Origin of the sequence: Bacillus sp. SRB_331, from assembly GCF_003264175.1 — a bacterium.
GTDB classification, from domain to species: Bacteria; Bacillota; Bacilli; order Bacillales; family Bacillaceae_G; genus Bacillus_A; species Bacillus_A mycoides.
This window is the reverse complement of sequence record NZ_NADV01000021.1, coordinates 416,942-431,660: the sequence shown is the minus strand read 5'-3', so window position 1 is coordinate 431,660 and position 14,719 is coordinate 416,942. Positions and strand designations below refer to the sequence as shown.

Annotated in this window: 14 protein-coding genes; 9 read left to right on the top strand and 5 right to left on the bottom strand. The window is 33.9% G+C overall.

The window, feature by feature from the left end; all coding sequences use genetic code 11:
• Positions 1-449 precede the first annotated feature (449 nt).
• From cydA to B5P42_RS16250, 6 genes are all read left to right on the top strand, one after another.
• Positions 450-1,853 carry a cytochrome ubiquinol oxidase subunit I gene (cydA, locus tag B5P42_RS16275; protein WP_002012335.1) on the top strand — a complete coding sequence of 468 codons (1,404 nt, stop codon included), beginning with the start codon at positions 450-452 and terminating at the stop codon, positions 1,851-1,853.
• Positions 1,840-2,856, top strand: a complete 1,017-nt coding sequence (gene cydB / locus B5P42_RS16270) for a cytochrome d ubiquinol oxidase subunit II (protein WP_113734659.1) — start codon at positions 1,840-1,842, stop codon at positions 2,854-2,856. Before cydA ends, cydB begins: the two co-directional genes overlap by 14 nt.
• The gene (gene cydD, locus B5P42_RS16265) at positions 2,856-4,577 is read left to right on the top strand and encodes a thiol reductant ABC exporter subunit CydD (RefSeq protein ID WP_113734658.1); all 1,722 of its coding nucleotides are present in this window, start codon (positions 2,856-2,858) and stop codon (positions 4,575-4,577) included. Before cydB ends, cydD begins: the two co-directional genes overlap by 1 nt.
• Positions 4,574-6,298: a thiol reductant ABC exporter subunit CydC gene (gene cydC, locus B5P42_RS16260; RefSeq protein WP_113734657.1), complete on the top strand. Its 1,725-nt coding sequence runs from the start codon at positions 4,574-4,576 to the stop codon at positions 6,296-6,298. Before cydD ends, cydC begins: the two co-directional genes overlap by 4 nt.
• A 195-nt stretch (positions 6,299-6,493) precedes the next feature.
• The gene (locus B5P42_RS16255) at positions 6,494-6,715 is read left to right on the top strand and encodes a hypothetical protein (protein WP_002031341.1); all 222 of its coding nucleotides are present in this window, start codon (positions 6,494-6,496) and stop codon (positions 6,713-6,715) included.
• 244 nt (positions 6,716-6,959) lie between these two features.
• Positions 6,960-7,409, top strand: a complete 450-nt coding sequence (locus B5P42_RS16250; RefSeq protein WP_002012340.1) for a DUF6376 family protein — start codon at positions 6,960-6,962, stop codon at positions 7,407-7,409.
• 35 nt (positions 7,410-7,444) lie between these two features.
• Here B5P42_RS16250 and B5P42_RS16245 read toward each other — a convergent pair whose 3' ends face one another.
• From B5P42_RS16245 to B5P42_RS16235, 3 genes are all read right to left on the bottom strand, one after another.
• Positions 7,445-7,783, bottom strand: coding sequence for an EamA family transporter (locus B5P42_RS16245; protein WP_002168608.1), 339 nt, complete (start codon positions 7,781-7,783; stop codon positions 7,445-7,447).
• Positions 7,776-8,117 (bottom strand): EamA family transporter, encoded by a 342-nt coding sequence (locus B5P42_RS16240; protein WP_113734656.1) that lies wholly within the window; start codon positions 8,115-8,117, stop codon positions 7,776-7,778. Before B5P42_RS16240 ends, B5P42_RS16245 begins: the two co-directional genes overlap by 8 nt.
• Positions 8,118-8,390: 273 nt before the next feature.
• Positions 8,391-9,392 carry a S66 family peptidase gene (locus B5P42_RS16235; protein WP_113734655.1) on the bottom strand — a complete coding sequence of 334 codons (1,002 nt, stop codon included), beginning with the start codon at positions 9,390-9,392 and terminating at the stop codon, positions 8,391-8,393.
• Between the two features lie 219 nt (positions 9,393-9,611).
• Between B5P42_RS16235 and B5P42_RS16230 the strand changes: the two genes are divergently transcribed.
• Positions 9,612-10,565, top strand: coding sequence for a D-alanyl-D-alanine carboxypeptidase family protein (locus B5P42_RS16230; RefSeq protein WP_088032571.1), 954 nt, complete (start codon positions 9,612-9,614; stop codon positions 10,563-10,565).
• Positions 10,566-10,813: 248 nt separating this feature from the next.
• Positions 10,814-11,413 carry a nitroreductase family protein gene (locus B5P42_RS16225; RefSeq protein ID WP_002141347.1) on the top strand — a complete coding sequence of 200 codons (600 nt, stop codon included), beginning with the start codon at positions 10,814-10,816 and terminating at the stop codon, positions 11,411-11,413.
• Between the two features lie 43 nt (positions 11,414-11,456).
• Here the strand turns inward: B5P42_RS16225 and B5P42_RS16220 are convergent, their stop codons facing one another.
• Positions 11,457-11,627 carry a hypothetical protein gene (locus B5P42_RS16220; protein WP_002086168.1) on the bottom strand — a complete coding sequence of 57 codons (171 nt, stop codon included), beginning with the start codon at positions 11,625-11,627 and terminating at the stop codon, positions 11,457-11,459.
• Positions 11,628-12,331: 704 nt separating this feature from the next.
• Between B5P42_RS16220 and entFM the strand changes: the two genes are divergently transcribed.
• Positions 12,332-13,603, top strand: a complete 1,272-nt coding sequence (gene entFM, locus B5P42_RS16215) for an enterotoxin EntFM (RefSeq protein WP_113734654.1) — start codon at positions 12,332-12,334, stop codon at positions 13,601-13,603.
• Between the two features lie 167 nt (positions 13,604-13,770).
• Here the strand turns inward: entFM and B5P42_RS16210 are convergent, their stop codons facing one another.
• On the bottom strand, positions 13,771-14,535 hold the full coding sequence (locus B5P42_RS16210) for an alpha/beta fold hydrolase (protein WP_002086164.1): 765 nt from the start codon (positions 14,533-14,535) through the stop codon (positions 13,771-13,773).
• Between the last annotated feature and the right edge of the window lie 184 nt (positions 14,536-14,719).

Sequence of the window (14,719 nt, the reverse complement as noted above, 5' to 3'; positions counted from 1 at the left end):
GTGTTTTTAGGTTTGGTTCGAGGACATTTTTCAAAGGGAAAGTCAAGCGTATGAAGAGAAAAACATAATAACAATTGATATAAGAGTGTGTTGTATGTTTGAAAAGTACGTTTTTAAAATGTGAGAAATCTAATTCAAAAAAATTACAAAAGACATATTTCAGACAAAATCCTGTCAATAATACGTCAAAAATCACCTGAATTTATTATGTAAGTATATTATACAATTCGATTAACGAATAAAACACTACTGAAATAGTGAAAAGGTAAATCGTATGAAGAAAGTTCTTTTGTAATTATCTAAAAAACTGACAATCTATATTTTCAGAAAGTACATAAACGAATTTATCTTTTTGTATTTCCAAATGATTGAATTGTTCGTTATGAAGTGAATTCATACAATTCAATCGATATTACGATATAAAAAAATATGAAGGAAGTGACTTTAGCATGGAAACGCTCGAATTGGCACGAATACAATTTGCATCAACAACGATTTTTCATTACTTTTTCGTTCCGCTGTCTATAGGTTTAGCTTTTATCATTGCGTTAATGCAAACGTTGTATGTGGTAAAGGGACAAGAAATTTATAAGAAGATGACAAAGTTTTGGACACAAATATTCCTTGTTAACTTCGCGGTAGGTGTTGTAACAGGTATTTTACAAGAATTTCAGTTTGGTATGAACTGGTCAACGTATTCACGTTTTGTTGGTGATGTTTTCGGACCATCACTTGCAATTGAAGGTTTATTAGCATTTTTCATTGAGTCTACATTCCTAGGTTTATGGGTATTCGGTGAGGATAAACTTCCGAAGCGAGTTCACCTTTTATGTATTTGGCTCCTCTCAATAGGAACAATGTTATCAGCATTTTGGATTTTAACTGCAAGTGCATTTATGCATGCCCCAGTAGGATATGAAATGGCAGCAGATGGACGTGCGCAAATGAATGATTTTTGGGCGATTATTCAAAATCCACAATTATGGGTGCAATTCCCGCATACAATTACAGCGGCAATTGCAACTGGTGCATTCTTTATTGCAGGTGTAAGTGCATGGAAAATATCAAAAGGTCAAGAAACTGCGGTGTTTAAAAAATCGTTCCGAGTTTCTATCGTTGTTGGAACAATTACAACTGCATTGGTATTATTTTTCGGTCATGCACAAGCACAAAATTTAATTAAGACACATCCGATGAAAATGGCAGCAGCTGAAGCATTATGGAATACGAGTGAGGATCCAGCTCCATTTACAGTATTTGCAAAAATTGATACAGAGAAGAAAGAAAATTCGTTTGAAATTCAAATCCCTTATATGCTAAGTCTATTGTCATACGATAAATTTAGCGGTCAAGTTGAAGGGATGAATCAAATTCAAAAACAATATGAAGAAAAATATGGACCTGGAGATTATATTCCGCCAGTACATACTATGTTCTGGAGTTTTAGAGCGATGGTAATGAGTGGAACATTCATGCTTCTTTTAGGAATGTACGGCTGGTTCTTATCAAGAAAAGATCGCTTAACTGAAAACCCTTGGTATTTAAAAATAATGGTATATGCAATTGCACTACCGTTTATCGGTAATACAGTAGGTTGGATTATGACTGAAATGGGACGTCAGCCTTGGGTTGTCTTCGGTGTTATGAAAACAGAAGATGCTGTATCTCCAAACGTTTCATTTGGAGAAGTATTATTCTCTCTTGTTTCATTCACATCACTATATTTAATTGTTGGAGGAATTACTGTTTACTTATTCGTTCGTATTATTAAAGGACATGCGAATAAGAAAACGAAAAAGGATTATCAAAGCCATGATCCATTTGATAAGGAGGAAGAGTATGTTATCTCTTAATGAGTTGTGGTTTCTAATTATCTCAACCTTATTCGTTGGCTTCTTTGTACTTGAAGGTTTCGATTTTGGTGTAGGAATCGTTTCAAGGTTTTTAGGGAAAAACGATTTGGAAAAACGTATATATTTAAATACAATTGGGCCGTTTTGGCACGCAAATGAAGTATGGCTTGTTTGTGCTGGTGGCGCTATGTTTGCGGCATTCCCGCACTGGTATGCAACTTTATTTAGTGGGTTCTATATTCCATTTGTGTTTATGCTTCTAGCATTAATTATAAGAGGTGTTTCCTTTAAATTTCGTGCGAAAATAGAAAATCATAAATGGAAGAGTTTCTGGGATTGGGGCATGTTTATTGGAAGTTTGCTACCTCCCATACTTTGGGGAGTTGCAATCGCAAACTTTATGACAGGTGTACCAATTGATGGAAGTAAAAATATGGTAGGCGGATTTATGAAATTACTTCACCCATTTGCGTTACTTGGGGGAGTTATGTTTCTTCTTCTATGTATTGTTCATGGTTTGCAATTCCTTACTATACGTACAACAGGAAAATTACGAGAACGCGCACGTATTGCCGCGACAAAGATTGCACCTTTTGCATTAATAACACTTCTTGTTTTTGCAGCTGTAGGGTTATGGAAAACAGATATTTTCACCGTACATGGTTCAGAGTGGCTAATGGTTCCAATTGGAGCTTTTGTAGCGCTATTTGTTTCTACTTTATTAAATAAAAGAAGAAGAGATGGTTGGGCTTTCTTTATGACGAGTTTAACAATCATTTTGTTAAGTGCAAGTGTGTTCATCGGTATGTTCCCGCGTGTCATGATTAGCTCATTAGGAGCGGTAAATGATTTGACAATTTATAATGCGGCATCAGGACCTTATGCATTAAAATTGATGAGCTATTTTTCTCTTGCTATTTTACCGTTTGTTATCGGTAGTCAAATATGGAGTTTCTATGTATTTAGACAACCTGTTAAGTCAGACAAAGATTTGGAGTACTAATGAAAAGAAAAAGAGGACTTCCGTCGTATCCTGGTAGCCGAGTTTTATATGTAACTTTAAGTCTTATTAGCATTTTAGAGGCGTGTAGTATCATTGCGCAGACAGTATTTTTAGCACGAGCAATCACATTTTTATTTCATGGAGAAACAGTGCAAGCTGTGCTAAATGAAACTGTTTATTTTGGGATCACGTTTGCAGCACGCCAAATGTTAGTGCGAACATCGCAAATATTGGTTGAGCGTTTCGCTGAAAAAACAGGATTTGCATTACGTAAACAGTTAATAGAAGCATATTTTACGTTAGGGCCGAGATTTGTCCAAACGAATGGGACTGGTCATCTGGTTACTTTATCGATAGAAGGTATTGAGAAATTTAAAACATATATTGAATTAACAATTCCTAAAATGATTAGAAGTAGTATCGTACCGGGGCTAATTGTTCTATATGTTTTAACACTGGACATTGAGTCTGGAATCATTTTAGTTGTAACGATTCCAATTGTGATCATATTTATGATTCTTCTAGGATTAGCAGCGCAGAAAATGGCGGATAGCCAATATGAGACATATCGTGTACTTTCTAATCATTTTGTAGATACGTTAAAAGGATTAGAAACATTAAAGTATTTAGGGAAAAGTAAACAGCACGAAGGAAAGATTGAAAAAGTAAGTAAACGATATAGAAAAGCAACGATGCGTACTTTGCGAGTTGCTTTTCTTTCTTCTTTTGCATTAGATTTCTTTACGAGTTTATCAATTGCATTTGTAGCAGTTGGATTAGGGATACGGTTAATAGATGGGACAATTATACTGTTACCAGCTCTTACGATTTTAATTTTAGCGCCGGAATATTTTCTGCCGATTAAGCAAGTTGGAGCGAATTATCATGCTACATTAGATGGACAACTTGCAATGGAGCAAATAGAAGAAATTTTACAGAAACAAAAAGAAATAGAAAAGAAAGATTCAAATGTAGATATAGTATGGAATTCTTCTAGTAGTTTGAAATTACAAGATGTAAAAGTAAATAATGATGAATCTGAAAAGGCTATATTAGAGGGAATTGATTTTACTTGGCAAGGTAACGGTGCTATAGGCATTATTGGTGAAAGTGGGGCAGGAAAATCAACGCTAATCGATGTGTTAGCAGGATTTCTACCGCCTTCGGGTGGGAAGATGTTAGTAAATGGTGTGGAAATTGGTGAATCTACTCGAGAAGATTGGCAAAAAAATATTGCTTATATTCCGCAGCAACCTTATATTTTTCCGCTTTCATTAAAAGATAATATTTGTTTCTATGAAACGAATACAATTGATGAAGAAGTTGAGAGAGTTATTAATGAAGTTGGTCTTCGTTCGCTCGTTGCATCATTACCACATGGGATGTACGAAAGAATTGGAGAAGGTGGACGTATGCTTAGTGGCGGACAAGAACAACGTGTCGCTATGGCACGTGCACTTTTAAGTAAAAAGCCAATCATTTTATTAGATGAACCTACAGCACATCTTGATATTGAAACTGAATTTGAAATAAAGCAATCGATGTTACGTCTGTTTGAAGGCAAGTTAGTATTTCTTGCAACGCATCGTCTGCATTGGATGAAGCAAATGGATCATATTCTTATTTTAAATAAAGGGGAAATTAAAGAAAGTGGAACATATGAAGAACTTTTAAAGAATGAGACATTACATTTTCATAGGGAAGAGAGGGGAGAGCGATGAGTAATTGGATTAAACCTTATATACAGCAAAATAAAGGTAGAATGACGTTGACTATTTTCCTCGGGCTTCTTGGAGTTAGTTCAGGTGCGATGCTACTTTTCATTTCAGGTTATTTAATTTCTAAATCTGCTCTCAGACCAGAAAATGTAATGGCTGTATATGTTCCTATAGTTGCAACGCGTGCGTTTAGTATAGGGCAAGCTGTCTTTCATTATTTAGAGCGTTTAGTAGGGCATGACGTCGTTCTACGAATTTTAGAAAAAATGAGAACAAAACTATATAGAATTGTAGAACCACAGGCGTTATTTTTACGCTCTCGATTTCAAACTGGTGATGTACTAGGTGTATTGTCTGATGATATAGAACATTTACAGAATCTATATTTACGTACAATATTCCCTAGTATATTAGCGTTAGTTGTATATAGCATTTTCGTAATTGTTATCGGTGCATTTGACTTAGTATTTGCACTTATCGCAGCTTGTATGTTAGCTGTTATTGTTTTTCTTCTCCCATTCGTATCACTACTTTTGATGAAACGACATCATGTTGCTTTGAAGCGAGGAAGAAATCGTTTGTATCAACAATTGACAGATGCTGTATTTGGGTTATCTGATTGGCAGGCGAGTGGTAGAAAAGATGAATTTATTAATGAGTATGTAGCGCAAAATGTCCAGTTGTTAAAGACAGAAAAGAGAGTGAAACGCTGGTACCATATTCGAGACAGTATCATTCATTTAATAGTCGGCATTGTAGTTATTTCAATGATTATGTGGACTGGAAATCAAGCAGCAAGTGAACAGATTGCACCTACAGTTATTGCAGCGTTCGTATTAATGACATTATCTGTGACAAATGCGCTTATCCCTATATCAGATGCTATTGATCGAATTCCATCTTATGTAGAATCTGCTCATAGGCTTAAAAGCGTAGAAAGTGATAGCATTTTGCAAGATGGAAATGAGTTACCTGGAGATAAAGATTACGTTGCACAAAAACATATAGATATTGAACTGAGTAATGTGTCGTATAATTATCCGGATAGTAATCAACCTGTATTAAAAGATGTATCATTGCAAATAAAGGCAGGAAAGAAAATTGCTATTTTAGGTAGAAGTGGAACAGGAAAATCTACTTTACTAAAACTGTTAACTGGGGCGCTACGTCCGGTGAGTGGGCAAGTTATATTGAATGGTGAACAAGCTCGTACGGGTTTTTTGTCAAAATATATTTCTGTATTAAACCAAAAACCACATTTATTCGATACGACAATTGGAAATAATGTGCGGATCGGTAAACCAGAGGCTAATGATGAAGAGATATGGAGAGCTTTAGAGAAAGCACAGCTAGCACCGCACATTGCTTCTCTTCCTGATGGATTACAAACAAAAATGCATGAAATGGGAAAGAGGTTTTCTGGCGGAGAAAGGCAAAGGGTAGCATTTGCAAGAACTCTTATGCAAGAAGCATCGATTATTGTGCTTGATGAACCAACTATCGGTTTAGACCCTAAAACGGAATTAGCCTTAATAGAAACAATGTTTTCTGCAACAGAAGAAAAGACTGTTATTTGGATTACACATCATCTTGTAGGAATTGAACATGTAGATGAAATTATTTTCCTTGATAGTGGCCAAATCGCTATGCAAGGTAGTCACGAACAGCTACTGAAAGAAAATGAGAAATATCGTAGGTTATATGAGCTTGATAAAGGTATATAAGAATGAGATGCAAAAAAACACAAATTCTTGGTAGTTCAAGGTTTGAGTTTTTTTGTATTTGTGGTGAAATCATATAAGCCGTATAAGCTATTTGATCATGAAAGGGTTATATATTGTTAGAAAGGGTGTTTAAAACCTATCCTTTCAAGGCAATACTTGAGCCATAGTGAATGGATTGTTGGAAGGCGTGATTATATGTTTGAAGAGGATGGCATTGTTTTAATACTGGAGCCTGCTGATGAGCGGAATATGAGGAAATTTATTTTTACAGTACCGAAGTCAGTTTATGAAAAAAAAGAAATTTTATTACATTACGGAACACCTTTAGGTCAAGGATATACGGACATTATAGAAGATATTATTAGTGTACATATAGACATAGATATTATAACAGTAATAGGGCATGTGAGAGGATAAAGAGAAACTTTAATTAGTGAGAGTTATAAGTATCTGGAAAACAGACGTACTTAAAATAAGTATGTCTGTTTTTATATTTAAATGAAGATAGTTTCGAGGTACATGTTGAACAGGATAATAATGATTTTTCTAGAATGTATAAGAGGAAGATTAAAAAAATAAGATATGATGTGATAAAGTGTATAAGAAGAAAATAAAGTGTTTATAAATGAATAAAAGTATGGAAATTATTTAGGAGGTAAAAATGAAGTTTACAAAAACAATGTTACTTTCAATTGTAGTTTCAATTGGTTTGATGGGATGTTCGCTAGTAGAGGAAGGGAAGAACTCCATAGATTACGCTCAAAAAGCGACAGACTATGTAAATGAAATAAGTGCATTTGCAAATGAAGCGCCAGCATTAGCAGAAAAGGCCGTTAATGATGGGGAAGCCCGGAAAGAACTAGAAACGAAACTTACTGAAATTAAACAAGATATACCAGCTTTTAATGAATTAACACCACCAGATGTAGCGAAGGATCTTCACCAGCAAATCGTCGGGTATAATGAAAAGTTAAATACATTAATTGATACATCTATGACAAAGATAGAGGAAGGGAAAATGAATGTAGAGCAGTTTAAAAACTCTGAGCTTATGCAGACGATAGAACAAGTTCGTGATTTGAAAGATAAGGTTCAAAATTTAGGGCAATAACAAAAAGATCCGTTTATCATAAACGGATCTTTTTGTTATTGTATACAATAGATGATTACACCAATGACAATAATAATGTTACCAATGATTTTTCGTTTCGTGATTTTCTCCCCTAGGAAGTACCAACTGAAAATTAAAATGATGATATAACTTAATGATTCTAATGCAGATGCTTGCTTTAATGCCAAGCCCTTTAAGGCGATCACATTTAATCCGGCATTAATTACAAATAAAAAGTAGCCGATGATAACATAAGGATTCACATATTCTTTTATTCTAGAATCGTATTGTTGTAAAGTAGCCTTTTTTAATAATATTTGTGAGTAATTGGCTAAAATTATCCCAAAAATAAATAATAACATATAACTATTCATCTTTTGTCACCACCACAATTCCGACGATAATAATAGCTGCGCCAAGTATGTGATTCCACTGTATCGTATCTCCAAATAGGAATACTGACCAAAGCATGGACCATAGTATGATAATCCCACGGTGTGAATATGCTCTAGAAATTTCAAAATTCTTAATGACTTGTTGCCATAGAATTGCATATCCGAATAAAAGTACAACAAGTCCGAAGAAAGCAATAAAAAATGAGATTGATGCAACAGGGAATTGAGCTGCCCATTTCATGTAAACCATAATGATAGAATATATCAAGAAGGCTACATGTAGAAATACATAGTTTTTAATAGTTGGTTTCATATATTCACTCTCTTTTACATATAAATACATACATTTGAAATGAATGTATGTAATCAATAGTTTCTTATTACATAATGTACATTGAAATTGTTTTTTCAGTACATATCATAGATTGTTGCTTATCATTTCACATTCCAAAATATATAGTAACATGTCTTCTATTGTAAAACAACAGAAGACATTAGGCACTATTTGTTATGAGTGATATCCACTTCCTTCTATTAAAAATGTAATTGTATTTTTAAGCATTACAAGATAGTGGAATAAGTGTCGTTAGTCTCTCCATCGCTCTATAATTTGTATCGTTTTATTTGTTGCATCCATCTCTACTTGAATACCTATTGGCAAAGTAATCATTGGATGAGTATGACAACAATCAAAATCGGCTAGAAAAGGAAGTTTTTGATTTTGTAATACTTCTAATAATATTTCGTAAGGTTTTCTATTTGTACCACAATCATCAAATTGCTCATGTTTTCCAAGGATGATACCTGAAACTTTATCAAAAACGCCGTTAATTTTAAGTAATGAAAAACTTCTTTCGATAGTAGCTGCATCTTTTGAGCTATCTTCAATAAAGAGAATGTCACCATCTTGAATAAGTGGCATATAGGGGCTACCCCAAATACCTTGTATAGTATTTAAATTCCCACCAATAATACGTCCAGTAGCTTTCCCACCAATTACTGAAATCCAATTGTTCGGTCGAAGATCTTTTTCTTTCGTTTTTTCTTCCCAATTAATAAATTCATCTGACCAAAATAACGGCTGGTTTATGTTGTAAGGAAGGTGTTGATCAGTTAATAAAGTATCCGCAAAATATTTGTACGTGCAATCTACGAAAGGCTCAAATTCACCAAAAGAAGGAACAAGTGCTGGACCATAAAATGTAGGAATTCCTGTTTTTGCATAAATTCCTAGTAATAATGCTGTTGTGTCTGAATAGCCAATCATTATTTTAGGATTCTTTTGAAAAGTCTTATAATCAATATAAGGTAATAATGAATTTGAATTCAGTCCCCCAATTGTCGACATGATACAAGAGACGTTAGGGTTTCTAATCAAGTCATTTAATTCCTCAGCACGCTCTTTAATGCTCCCGGAACGATAATAATCATATTGACCTGTTAGTGAACCTTCTAATATATGAAATCCTTTCTGTTCTAAGTATAATTTTGCGCGCTCAAATCTCTTTGGAGAAGTATAGGTTACTGGTGAAGAGGGAGAGTAGATGCCAATGGTATCGCCATATTTTAATGCTTTTGGAAGTATCATTTGTATAAATCCTTTCTATTATATAGTGTTTTTGTGTTTAAATGTAATTGAATATTCTTATATTTCGTTGTTTTTAGTGTAACACATATGAAAAAGAGAACGAGGTTGAAATTATAATTGTTATAGATGAATAAATATGCTTTTTACCTTGACGATATAAAGTAATTGTTGTTATGGTTAAACATGAGTGTATAAAAGGTTTGTTAAAGGAGTTTTAGAATGAAGCGGTTAAAATGGGGAAGATTAACAATCCTGTTAGTAGTAATTCTGGGTATATGTTGGTTCTTTTTCCAAGGAGTTCAAAAGAGTGAAACAAATGTAGATACTCAGCCTTTACAAGTGGCAGAGCTACCTAAAACAGGGCTATCTGAAAAAGTAGTTCCACCAAAATATATACCACCAGAAATTGATGCAAAAGCAGCTATTATTATCGATGCGAGTAATGGAGAAGTTATTTATCAAAATAATGAAAATGAAGCTGTTGCCCCTGCTAGTATGTCAAAAATGATGACAGCATATCTCGTTTTAGAGAGTATACATAATGGGAAAGTCCACTGGGAAGATCCAGTGAAAATAAGTGCAAAGTCGGCACAAACAGAGGGTGCAAAAATCCCTATGCAAGCAAATGATACATTAACTGTTAAGGACTTATATCATGCGTTAATGATTGAATCGGCTAATAATTCGGCTGTCGCTTTAGCGGAACATGTAGCTAAGACAGAAAAAAACTTTGTTCAACTTATGAATGAAAAAGCAAAGCAGTTAGAAATGTCAGATAAAGCTAAATTCGCGAATGCTTCCGGATTACAGGAGCCCGACGGAAGTGAAACGAAAATGACAGCAGCTGACGTAGCAAAATTAGCGTATCATCTTATAAAAGACTATCCAGAGATATTAGAAGTGACTCACTTACGTCAAAGTCAGTTAGCATTTAATAATATTAATGTTACAAGCACAAATGAGATGTTAAACAAAAATAATAAAGCTTTATATATAGAAGGAATAGACGGCTTAAAAACAGGATTTACAGATAGCGCAGGGTATTGTTTTACAGGTACTGCAAAACAAGGTGATAATCGCATTATTACAGTTGTTATGGGGACAAAAAGTAAAACAAAACGTTTTACAGAAACAAATAAATTAATGTCCTATGCATTTCAATTGCTTAATTAGGTGAAGAAAGAAGTAATTTAGATTGTTATAAAAATAAGACAGACAGTTTATTGAACCTTGATTTTGGTGACAATAAACTGTTTTTTTATTCTTTGACGTATAGGAAGTGAAAACTCAAGTGATATCATTTGAGTTTGTTTTTGTTTGTTGATATTATTAAGTTAAGAACTTATTAATAATAAGTTCGAGAGGCATTATATGCTTCGTACATATGATACTGCCTCAAATGAAAATTGGAGGGAATTGTAATGGCAAAAGATTTTTACTCAGCAATTGAAGACAGAAGATCTATTTACGCGATTAGTAAAGAGCAAGTAGTTTCTGATGAAAGAATTCAAGAAGTGATTTATCATGCTGTGAAACATACACCTTCGGCTTTTAATTCTCAAAGTGCAAGAGTTGTTGTATTACTAGGTGAACAACACGACAAATTATGGAATGTTACGAAAGAAACGTTACGAAAAATTGTGCCTGAAAATAATTTTGCACCTACTGAAGAGAAAATGAATGCATTTAAAAGTGGCTATGGAACAGTTTTGTATTTCGAAGATAGTAAAGTAGTAGAAAGTTTGCAAGAGAACTTTGCACTATATAAAGATAATTTTCCTACATGGTCTCAGCAATCTTCTGGAATGTTGCAATTTGCCATTTGGACAGCATTAGAGATTGAAGGTTTTGGTGCTACACTACAGCATTATAATCCGTTGATTGATGAGGAAGTAAAAAAAGAATGGGATGTACCTGAAAACTGGAAGTTAACTGCGCAAATGCCATTTGGTAAACCGGTAGTTTCGGCAGGAGATAAAGAATATCAGCCATTAGAAACTCGTGTGAAAATTTACAAATAAAATAAAAAATAAAAGGTGAACAGAGATATAATCTGTTCACCTTTTATAAGTAGTAAGGATTTTTTTTGTAGGAATTTTTCATCTGATTTTTTAATTTGTTTTTACGTGTTTCAATAGTTGATACTTTTTGTAATGTTATAATTGAAACGAATTGAAAAAAAGCATAGTACAGTTCTATATTTTTATTTATAGGATCATCTATTATGTTTTTCATAAATATATCTCCTTTTTTTATCTCACTATTTGCGGGCAGTAAGGCTTCCATATCAAAATTCAATGACCGACCTGTAAAAGTTAGATTGGTTTCAGTGTGGGGTGAATAAAATTTATATGGATTAAAATCCTACTTTATATATGATAATATAAATATCCTGAAAATTCCATGGATAGTGAAAAATAGATAGTGGAATGTGCATTTTCGTCAAATTAGAACAGGATTTTTGGAGTTAAATCTTACAAATCGTCAAACCTTTTAAAAACGATGGATAATATCAAAAAAAGTTTTCTGAAAATATTATACTAGTGATAAAAAAAGCATTTTTTGTCATGATAAGAGTATGCTTCATGAAAGGGACTTTACTAGAAAATACATTCTTTGCATTGTATTAGATTAATAGAGTCTTTTAAAGTGGATAGCAAAAGAAAAATATATATTAAGATAATGAATGGAATGTCGAATTTTCAATGAAATACATAAGAAATTTGAAAAAAGCATTGCAAAAACACACTGTTTAATGATAAAGTTCACATGAAGTTCACACTAAATTCACTTCAATCGTTTAAAATAAACGATGTGTGAAAAATAAAACTCTTGCTAAAAAATGGAACTGGATGAATATTTTACTTTGATAATATTGTAAAGTACTAAGTTTATAGTTTTCTCAAGAGGATAGTAGGGAAAGGAAGTAAAGACAACTTATGAAAAAAGTAATCGCAGGTTTAGCAGCAGCATCTGTAGTAGGTGTAGCAGTTCCTGGAATGGATTCTGCTCATGCACAAGTTTCAAATGATGCGCTAAAAGAAATTAATGGACAAACTCAAACGACTGTAACTGAAACAAAAACGGTAGAAACAACTTCTGAATTAAAATACACAGTAACAGCTGATGTATTAAATGTACGTTCAGGTGCTGGTACAGGACATAACGTTATTTCTAAAGTGAAATCAGGTCAAGTACTTCAAGTAATTGGACAAGAAAACGGTTGGTTCAAAGTTAGTGTAAATGGTCAAACAGGTTATGTAAGTGGGGACTTCGTAACAACTGGTGGCAATAAAGGAACTACTACTACTGTTCAGCAAGGAACAGGTACTTACACAGTAAACGTTTCTTCATTAAACGTACGTACAGGCCCAAGTGCATCTCATACTGTTTTAGGTTCTGTAAATAAAGGAAAAACAGTTCAAGTTGTAGGTGAAGTTCAAGATTGGTTTAAAATTAACTTCAATGGTGGAACTGGATACGTAAGTAAAGACTTCGTAACAAAAGGTGGTTCAGCTGTATCTAACGAAACTCAGCAACCAACTACAAACAACAACAATACTACTACAGTTCAAACTGGTGGATCATATGTTGTTAACACAGGTGCTTTAAAAGTACGTACAGGTCCAGCTACATATAACCCTGTAATTGGTGGGGTAACAAACGGTACAGTATTAAACGTTACTGGCGCTGAAAATGGTTGGTATAAAATTAACCATAATGGCCGCACTGGTTACGTAAGTGCAGACTTTGTTAAGTTTGTAAAAGGCGGAGTGAACAATGTAGTTACTGGTGGTAACCAAGGTACGAACCAAGTACAAAAACCAACAGCACCAACAGGTGGAGATACATCTTCAATCGCTGGATTCGCTAGATCTTTAAATGGTTCACCATACAGAACTGCTGGTACAACACCTGCTGGTTTTGACTGCAGTGGATTCATTCACTACGTATTAAATCAAACTGGTCATAAAGGCGCTCGTCAAACAGTTGCTGGATACTGGAGCTCTAAAACAAAGACTAACAGTCCACAACCAGGTGATTTAGTATACTTCCAAAATACTTATAAATCAGGTCCTTCTCACATGGGCGTTTACTTAGGTAATGGACAGTTCATCAGTGCAGAAACTGACGCAACTGGTGTACGCATTAGCTCTGTAAGCAACTCTTACTGGAGTAAGCACCTATTAGGTTACACAAAAGCATACTAAGAAAAAGTATTTTATATACTTTTCGTATAGAGAAAAGGCTTTCCAGGGAAACTTGGGAAGCCTTTTTCATAGTTGGATAAACTAACAGTATAGTAGTATTTATCCTGCTATTTGCGGGATAATAATCAGCGGGGGATGGACAAATCCCCGCTGATTAAAGTTTCACTTTATGTCAATTTTCCATGCAAAAACTTAGCATATAAATCATGAAAATAGTTTGGACGGAATAAGTTTGCTGCATGACCTGCTAATGGAATTTCTTTATATAAAACGTTCGGAAGAATGGACTTCAAATCAAAGAGACAAGATTTATAGAGATGATCATGTTCTCCCATCACCCATAATATAGGATGGGGAAGTGCTTTTAATTTAGATTTTAAGTCGAATTCTAAGCGGTGTCGTAATGACTCAGCAATAATGGACGAGTGTAATTGTAATCCGAAACGGTAATAAATATTTCGTGAAATAACAGCGAACGGATTTGCCCTTAGTATTCCACTTGGAAAAATAGTACTAGCATACTGAGAAAGCCAAGATGAATATTCATCACCACGTTTTTCCCAAAATTTCTGAAAAACATTATATAAACGGGAAGGGTTATTATAATGTCCACCAATATGACAAATACTCAATACTTTTTCTGGATGCATTTGTGCAAATGTCGTAGAGATATAACAGCCATAGCTTAGAGCACAAATATGAGCCTTTTTAATTCCCTCTTTTTCATACAAGTTCAATAATTGATCTACGAGGCGCTGGATTGAAAAGTCGATAGCTTCTCCTTTATCGTCGCCGTGACCTAATAAATCATAAGTTATAATGTTGTAGGAGGCAGAAAATCGTTTATGCTCTTTTTTGAAGGCGCGGCGATTTCCAACTAATCCATGAATAAAAATGATTGTTTCCTTTTCGGAATGTTTATTTGTTTGCAAAAAGGATACTCCTTTCAATGCTGGAGATTTATATAGTGTTTTAAATTAGCTAATTGATAAAATTAGTTATATATTTTCTATGCGTAGTCTATAATTTACATAGAATAATAATAAGTACCAGGTAATAATATCAGATATTTATACTTGTTGTAAAGATGAGTTTATATGTATATTTTGTAAAATT

Excerpts from the sequence above, each read along its gene's own strand:
- B5P42_RS16235 (WP_113734655.1), bottom strand. The coding sequence starts at position 9,392 with ATGATACTTCCAAAAGCATTAAAATATGGCGATACCATTGGCATCTAC.
- B5P42_RS16220 (WP_002086168.1), bottom strand. The coding sequence starts at position 11,627 with ATGAAAAACATAATAGATGATCCTATAAATAAAAATATAGAACTGTAC.
- cydA (WP_002012335.1), top strand. The coding sequence starts at position 450 with ATGGAAACGCTCGAATTGGCACGAATACAATTTGCATCAACAACGATT.
- cydB (WP_113734659.1), top strand. The coding sequence starts at position 1,840 with ATGTTATCTCTTAATGAGTTGTGGTTTCTAATTATCTCAACCTTATTC.
- cydD (WP_113734658.1), top strand. The coding sequence starts at position 2,856 with ATGAAAAGAAAAAGAGGACTTCCGTCGTATCCTGGTAGCCGAGTTTTA.
- cydC (WP_113734657.1), top strand. The coding sequence starts at position 4,574 with ATGAGTAATTGGATTAAACCTTATATACAGCAAAATAAAGGTAGAATG.
- entFM (WP_113734654.1), top strand. The coding sequence starts at position 12,332 with ATGAAAAAAGTAATCGCAGGTTTAGCAGCAGCATCTGTAGTAGGTGTA.
- B5P42_RS16240 (WP_113734656.1), bottom strand. The coding sequence starts at position 8,117 with ATGAAACCAACTATTAAAAACTATGTATTTCTACATGTAGCCTTCTTG.
- B5P42_RS16225 (WP_002141347.1), top strand. The coding sequence starts at position 10,814 with ATGGCAAAAGATTTTTACTCAGCAATTGAAGACAGAAGATCTATTTAC.
- B5P42_RS16230 (WP_088032571.1), top strand. The coding sequence starts at position 9,612 with ATGAAGCGGTTAAAATGGGGAAGATTAACAATCCTGTTAGTAGTAATT.
- B5P42_RS16255 (WP_002031341.1), top strand. The coding sequence starts at position 6,494 with ATGTTTGAAGAGGATGGCATTGTTTTAATACTGGAGCCTGCTGATGAG.
- B5P42_RS16245 (WP_002168608.1), bottom strand. The coding sequence starts at position 7,783 with ATGAATAGTTATATGTTATTATTTATTTTTGGGATAATTTTAGCCAAT.
- B5P42_RS16250 (WP_002012340.1), top strand. The coding sequence starts at position 6,960 with ATGAAGTTTACAAAAACAATGTTACTTTCAATTGTAGTTTCAATTGGT.